This window comes from Xanthomonas sp. SHU 199, from assembly GCF_000364665.1.
GTDB lineage: Bacteria > Pseudomonadota > Gammaproteobacteria > Xanthomonadales > Xanthomonadaceae > Xanthomonas_A > Xanthomonas_A sontii.
This window is the reverse complement of record NZ_AQOI01000432.1, coordinates 1-4,776: the sequence shown is the minus strand read 5'-3', so window position 1 is coordinate 4,776 and position 4,776 is coordinate 1. Positions and strand designations below refer to the sequence as shown.

Genomic DNA, 4,776 nt, shown 5'->3' with positions numbered 1-4,776 from the left:
CCCGCCGACAGCGGCGGTTGCCAGCGGTGCATGCGCCGCGCGGCCAGCGCCAGCGCGATACCGAGGAACAGGCAGACCAGGTCGAATCCGGCCAGCGCCCAGTCGCCGGCCAGCAGGCTCACCCCCAGGTGCGCATCGGTGGTGACGGCGTTGAGCAGCGGCAGCAGGCCGAACAGAGCCGCGCCCGCGTACAGTTGCCAGGCCCACATCGCGCGCTTCGGCCACACCTGCGCGGCGACCAGGGCCGCGGCCCAGGCCAGGAAGAACACCGCCGCTTCGCTTTCCGGGCGCGATTCCAGGTGCAGCGGCAGCAGCCGGTTGCCCCAGAAGTAGGCGGCGAAGGCGATCGGCAGCCCGGCCACGGTGCCGATGTTGAGCGCGTCGACCAGACGCAGGCCCATGCCGATGCGGCCGGCCTTGGCGTGCTTGGGCCGCTCCTTGACCGCCCACAGGACCGCGCCGCTGGCCACCATCAGGCAGCCGAGCAGGCCGCAGCCGAAGAACAGCCAGCGCAGCCAGGGACCGGCGAAGTGCGCCAGATGCAGGCCGTACAGGGTGCTGCGGGTTTCCGCGGCGGCGCCGAGTTCGCCGCTGCGGCCGAGGATCTGCCCGCTTGCCGCGTCCAGCAGCAGCGACGGTGTGCTGTAGCCCAACCGCTGGCCGTCGCCCTGGCGGATCTGGATCGCCGCGGCGGCGTCGCCGGCGTTGTACACGGTGAAGCCGGCGATCGGCGCCTGCGCGCCCCATTCGCGGCGGGCCACGTCCAGCAGTTGCGCGATCGGCAGCATATGGCCGGGCGTGCCGCTGGCCTCACGCAGGTTCTGCGGCTCCTGGAACGCCTCGGCGTAGAACGCCTGCTCGGCGTCAGGATAGGCGGTCTGGATGCCCCAGGGCAGGTACATCAGCATCAGCGTGACCAGCCCGGTGTAGGTGATCATCGCGTGGTAGGGCAGGGCCAGCACCGCGCTGGCGTTGTGGAAGTCCAGCCACGAGCGCTGGCCCTTGGCCGGGCGGAAGGTGAAGAAGTCCTTGAAGATCTTCTTATGGGTGATCACGCCGCTGATGATCGCCACCAGCATGAACATCGCGCAGAAGCCGACGATGTAGCGCGCCCACAGCGCTGGCATGTAGTGCAGGTCGAAGTGCAGGCGGTAGAAGAAGTCGCCGCCGCGGGTCTCGCGGGTCTCGCTGGCCTCGCCGCTGACCGGGTCGAGCAGGGCGTTGCCGAACAGTTCCTTGCGGCTCGGGCGGGTGCCGTCGGCCGGCGGCGGATTGCGCCAGAACAGGTCGGTGAACGGCGCGCGTGGGTTGGCCAGCGACACGAACCACTGCGGCGATCGTGGCGCCTCGCGCTGCAGCAGCGCCACCGCGCGGGCGGCGACCACGTCGGTACTCGGCTGCGCACGTGGCAGCTCCGGACGCATCCACTGACTGATCTCGTTGCGGAAATAGCTGGCGGTGCCGGCCATGAAGATCAGCAGCAGCACCCACGACACCAGCAGGCCGCTCCAGGTGTGCAGCCAGGCCATCGATTGGCGGAATCCCTGCTTCATGGCGCGTGCTGCTGCAGCCAGGCGATGGCCAGCGCCATCGGCGCCAGCAGCGCGGCGATACCCAGCCAGGCGCGCCCGGCGCTGCGCGCGGCGAACGCCCACAGCGCGGTGCAGGCGCAGACCAGGATGCCCAGCATCATGCCGCTCAACACCGCCTGCGCACGCACCGATGGCCAGAGCAATGGCAGCAGCACGGACGTGGCCGCGGCCAGCGCATAACCGCCGACGATCGCGGCCAGGGTCCGCGCCAGCACGCTCAGCCAGGGCGGCAGCCCGCGCGAGTCGGCGGTGGGCGGCGTGGAGAGTCGCGGCGGCGCTGGCGGAACTGGATGCATGGGGGCCCGTCGGGAGAGGCACCGGCTTGGCGACAGGGCTAGGCGGAGCGGGATGGCAGCGAGGCGGTCAGTTCGTTAATGATACGCATTCCTATTTTCGGCGCAATGTGCAGGTGGATCGGCACTGCGGCGTCTGCAGGGCAAGCCCGGCTCGGTCGGTGGCATCGGGGGCGGGACTCCTCCACCATCGGTCCTGCCATCGGACTGCCTGGGGACGTCATGAAGATTCTGGTCGTCGACGACTACCGCACGATGCGGCGCGTCGTCCGCATGCTGTTGGGCCAACTCGGCTATGACGACGTCGTCGAGGCAGTTGACGGCGAGGCGACGCTGGCCGCGATGCGGTCGGAGAAGATCGGCCTGGTCATTTCCGACTGGAACATGGCGCCGATGACCGGGCTGGAGCTGCTGCGGGCGGTTCGCAGCGACGCGAAGCTGAAAAGCACGCCGTTCCTGATGACGGTCACCGAGGGGCGCAGCGACAAGGTGATCGAGATCCGCGAAGCCGGTGTCAGCGGTTACATCGTCAAGCCGTTCAATGCGGACATGCTGAAGGAGAAGATCGCGTCCGCGCTGTGAGTGGACCACCGAGCGCAGGTGCGATCTGGTGGTCGCGTCAGTGTGGCGTGGCGGTCGCCGCGCCTGTTTTTGCGACCATCGCCTCGGCGGCGGCGATCTTCTGCGTCACCGCCTCGCGCAGTGGCGACGCGGCAGGCAGCAGGGTCGACAAGTGGCGCCAGTCGCCGGCCGCATCGGCATAGCGCTGCTGCTGGAAGGCGGCGATGCCGTGCATCCACAGCGCCCGCTGGTTGTCCGGCTGCTGCGCCAGCACCCGGTCGAGCATGGCGCGTGCGGCGCTGCCCACCGTGAGATCGGCGCGTTGCGCCATGTCGGTCTCGGCCCAGCCGAGCAGGGCCTCGACGTTGTCCGGGGCGACCCGCAGCGCCTGCGCATAGGCCTGCTGCGCTTCGTGCGGGTGCTGCGCCTGTTGCGCATCCCAGGCCTGCTGCAGCCAGCCTTGCAGCAGTTGCGCGGTCTGGTCCGGCGCGGGCGGCGGCAGCGGTTGCAGCGGGACGCCGGACAGAGCAGCGGGTGTGCCGATGCGCCAGTACAGGCCGGCGCCCAGCAACGGCAGCAGCAGCGCAAGCAGCAGCGCGACGCCGCGTTGCCGACCTGCGTCGGAACGCTGGACGAGCAACGGGCGCAACACCGCGAACAGGGCGATGCCTAGCATCGCGGCGGCGGCGAGCAGAAAGCCGGGCGTCACCAGGCGTCCTCCGCTTCCGTCGTGACGGCGCCAAGGGCGCGGCGGCGTTGCCGCAGCGTCGCCAGCACCATCGCGGCACCACCCAGCAGCAACAGCGCCGGCCCGAACCACAGCAGCCAGGTGCCCGGCGCCAGCGGCGGGTCGTACAGCACGAAGGCCGAATAGCGATCGACCATGTACTGCTTGATCTGCGCATCGCTGCGCCCGGCCTGCAGTTGCGCGAACACCTGGTGGCGCAGGTCGCGCGCCAGCGTCGCGTCGGAGTCGGCCAGGTTCTCGTTCTGGCACACCAGGCAGCGCAACTGCGCGGTCAGGTGCTGGAAGCGCTGTTCCTGCGCGCGGTCCTTGAACGGGAGTGGGTCCACTGCCTGGGCGAAGGCCGGCACTGCACCGCCCAATAGCAACAGCAGCACCAACAGCCGCCACCAGGGCGTGCGCCTGCGCGTCCGTGCGACCAGCACGCTCATCGACGTGCTCCCTTGAGCGCGGCAATCGCCGGACGCAGTTCGTCTGCCAGCACCTGCGCCGTCAGTACGCCGACGTGCTTGTAGCGGACCACGCCGTCGGCACCGATCAGGAAGGTCTCAGGCGCGCCGTACACACCCAGGTCGATCGCCTGCTGGCCATCGGCGTCCACCAGCACCAGCGCATACGGATTGCCGCGCTGCGCCAGCCAGTCGGCGGTGTCGTGCGGCGCGTCGCGGTAGGCGTAGCCGACCAGGGGCACACCCAGTTGCCGGGCCTGCGCCATCAGCAGCGGATGCTCCTCGCTGCAGGCCATGCACCAGCTGCCGAACACGTTGAGCAGATACGGGCGGCCGCGCAGTTCCTGGCTGCCGCTGCGCAGGTCCGGGCGGTCCAGGCGCGGCAACGCGAATGCCGGCACCGGCTTGCCCAGCAGCGGCGAAGGGACCTCGCGCGGGTCGTGGCTGCGGCTCCACCACAGGCCGAATCCGAACAACGCGGCCAGCAGCACGAACGCGGCCAGCGGCAGCAGCCGGCTCATGGCGCGGCTCCGGCGAGCGCGGCCGGCGCGGTAGCGCTAGTCGCAGCCGGCTGCGCACGCAAGCGGCGCGCGCCGGCGCTGACGAAACCGCCGAGCATCATCAGCAGGCCGCCGGCCCAGATCCAGCGGATGAAGGGCTTGTCGTACAGGCGCAGGGTCCAGCCGTATTCGATGTGCTGGTCGTCGACCGGCTCGCCGAGCGCGACATACAGGTCGCGCAGCACGCCGGCGTCGATCGCCGCCTCGGTCTGGATCCGCTCGCTGCTGTACAGACGCTTCTGCGGATGCAGCACCGCCACCACGGCGCCGTCGCGCAGCACGCTCACCGTACCTTGTTCGGCCTTCCAGTTGGGGCCATCGATCAACTGCACGCCATCGAAGCGAAAGCTGTGCGCGCCGACCTGCGCGCTCTGGCCGGGGTCCAGGCGCACGTCGCGTTCCACCGACAGGCTGTCCGACAGCAGCACGCCGGCCACGAACACCGCGACCCCGGCATGCGCGAGCAGCATGCCGGCCAGTTCGGCGGGGAAGCGGCGGCCACGCGGCGCGCTGCGCCAGCGGGTCAGCGCATACAGCGCGGTGCCGACGCCGACCCAGGCCGCGGCGGCGACGCCG

General features: G+C 70.5%; 7 protein-coding genes. 1 reads left to right on the top strand and 6 read right to left on the bottom strand.

The genetic code is table 11. The features are described from left to right. Both D183_RS0113990 and D183_RS0113985 read right to left on the bottom strand, forming a co-directional pair. On the bottom strand, positions 1 to 1,553 hold a 1,553-nt coding region (locus D183_RS0113990; protein ID WP_017909549.1), incomplete at its 3' end, for a PepSY-associated TM helix domain-containing protein. Beyond that, positions 1,550 to 1,888, bottom strand: a complete 339-nt coding sequence (locus D183_RS0113985) for a DUF3649 domain-containing protein (protein ID WP_017909548.1) — start codon at positions 1,886 to 1,888, stop codon at positions 1,550 to 1,552. The genes D183_RS0113990 and D183_RS0113985, both read right to left, overlap by 4 nt. 219 nt (positions 1,889 to 2,107) lie before the next feature. Between D183_RS0113985 and D183_RS0113980 the strand changes: the two genes are divergently transcribed. Then, positions 2,108 to 2,467, top strand: a complete 360-nt coding sequence (locus D183_RS0113980) for a response regulator (protein WP_017909547.1) — start codon at positions 2,108 to 2,110, stop codon at positions 2,465 to 2,467. A gap of 37 nt (positions 2,468 to 2,504) precedes the next feature. On the opposite strand, the gene D183_RS0113975 is transcribed toward D183_RS0113980, so the two are convergent. From D183_RS0113975 to D183_RS24825, 4 genes are all read right to left on the bottom strand, one after another. Beyond that, positions 2,505 to 3,155, bottom strand: coding sequence for a tetratricopeptide repeat protein (locus D183_RS0113975; RefSeq protein ID WP_017909546.1), 651 nt, complete (start codon positions 3,153 to 3,155; stop codon positions 2,505 to 2,507). Next, entirely contained in the window at positions 3,152 to 3,622 is a 471-nt protein-coding gene (locus D183_RS0113970) for a cytochrome c-type biogenesis protein (protein WP_017909545.1), read from the bottom strand. Before D183_RS0113970 ends, D183_RS0113975 begins: the two co-directional genes overlap by 4 nt. Further along, on the bottom strand, positions 3,619 to 4,161 hold the full coding sequence (locus D183_RS0113965; RefSeq protein ID WP_017909544.1) for a DsbE family thiol:disulfide interchange protein: 543 nt from the start codon (positions 4,159 to 4,161) through the stop codon (positions 3,619 to 3,621). The genes D183_RS0113970 and D183_RS0113965 overlap by 4 nt, the downstream gene beginning before the upstream one ends. Next, on the bottom strand, positions 4,158 to 4,776 hold a 619-nt coding region (locus D183_RS24825; protein ID WP_039727710.1), incomplete at its 5' end, for a cytochrome c-type biogenesis CcmF C-terminal domain-containing protein. The genes D183_RS24825 and D183_RS0113965, both read right to left, overlap by 4 nt.

Excerpts from the sequence above, each read along its gene's own strand:
- D183_RS0113985 (WP_017909548.1), bottom strand. The coding sequence starts at position 1,888 with ATGCATCCAGTTCCGCCAGCGCCGCCGCGACTCTCCACGCCGCCCACC.
- D183_RS0113980 (WP_017909547.1), top strand. The coding sequence starts at position 2,108 with ATGAAGATTCTGGTCGTCGACGACTACCGCACGATGCGGCGCGTCGTC.
- D183_RS0113970 (WP_017909545.1), bottom strand. The coding sequence starts at position 3,622 with ATGAGCGTGCTGGTCGCACGGACGCGCAGGCGCACGCCCTGGTGGCGG.
- D183_RS0113965 (WP_017909544.1), bottom strand. The coding sequence starts at position 4,161 with ATGAGCCGGCTGCTGCCGCTGGCCGCGTTCGTGCTGCTGGCCGCGTTG.